Raw genomic sequence first — 967 nt, forward strand, 5'->3', positions numbered from 1 at the left:
TGGCTGGTGTCGCCGGTCTGGCCCCGGTCCCACGGGACTCGGGGCGAATCAGCGGCAACCACCACCGGCCACGGCGGTACGACCGCCGGCTCCTCAGAGTCTGTTACCTGGCGGCCATGTCCAGCCTGAGAAGCTCGACCGCGTCACGGACCTACTACGACCGCAAACGCGCTGAAGGTAAAACCCACACCCAATCGGTGCTTTCGCTGGCCAGACGCCGACTCAACGTCCTCTGGGCGATGCTGCGGGACGGGACCATGTACGGGCCCCCGCCAGCCGTTCCAGCTCCTCTGGCGGCCTGACCCTTCTTACATTGCCGGGATGACTCCATCACCGGGACGGCTTTAGCCTACGGCCACACCATTCGGGCCTCGCTACCGCTCGGACAGTAAAGAATCTTCTCTGTCTTTTGCTGCTGTCCGTTGGATCATACGTGCCCGCTCCGGCGGTTCAACCGGCCTGCGGCCGGCTGCGCGTCCAGGACTTCGGTTCGGCGCTCCTACGTCGCTTATTTCCTCACCAAACTCCTGCCCACTTGCCCTCATGGGTTGGCACCGCCTCCGTCGGGCACAGCTCCGCGATGCTCCGCCAGCAGGCAAAGAAAATGGTGGGGGAGAGGGAACCGGAACTGCTGGTCACCAAAGGTCTCCGACCCGGCCCGTGAACTAAAGGAGCAAACCCATGAGCGTTGCAACGAGGACCCGCATGACCACCACAGACACCAATGAGACCGTTGCTGTCCCGGGGCTTCCCGTCGATGACCGGATGGGGGACGGGTACGACTGGATGGAAACCCTCGAAGGCACCGCCTGGTCAGCCCTGCCGAACTGGGGATCCGACGGGTGGGACGCCGGAGCCTGGCCGCTGATCGTCTTCGCTGTGGCCCGCACCCGCGACGAGACTGGAGAACTGTTTGGTTACGGAACCTATGTGGAGGGTGACACACACGCGCACTGGTTCCGGTCCC

Annotated in this window: 2 protein-coding genes; both read left to right on the top strand. The window is 64.2% G+C overall.

Annotated elements, in window-relative coordinates:
• A partial coding sequence (locus ACYU7Z_RS16385) for a transposase (RefSeq protein ID WP_460572439.1) occupies positions 1 to 302 on the top strand: 302 nt, incomplete at its 5' end.
• Positions 303 to 705: 403 nt separating this feature from the next.
• A partial coding sequence (locus ACYU7Z_RS16390) for a hypothetical protein (protein WP_460572441.1) occupies positions 706 to 967 on the top strand: 262 nt, incomplete at its 3' end.

It is taken from the genome of Flaviaestuariibacter terrae (genome assembly GCF_054777635.1).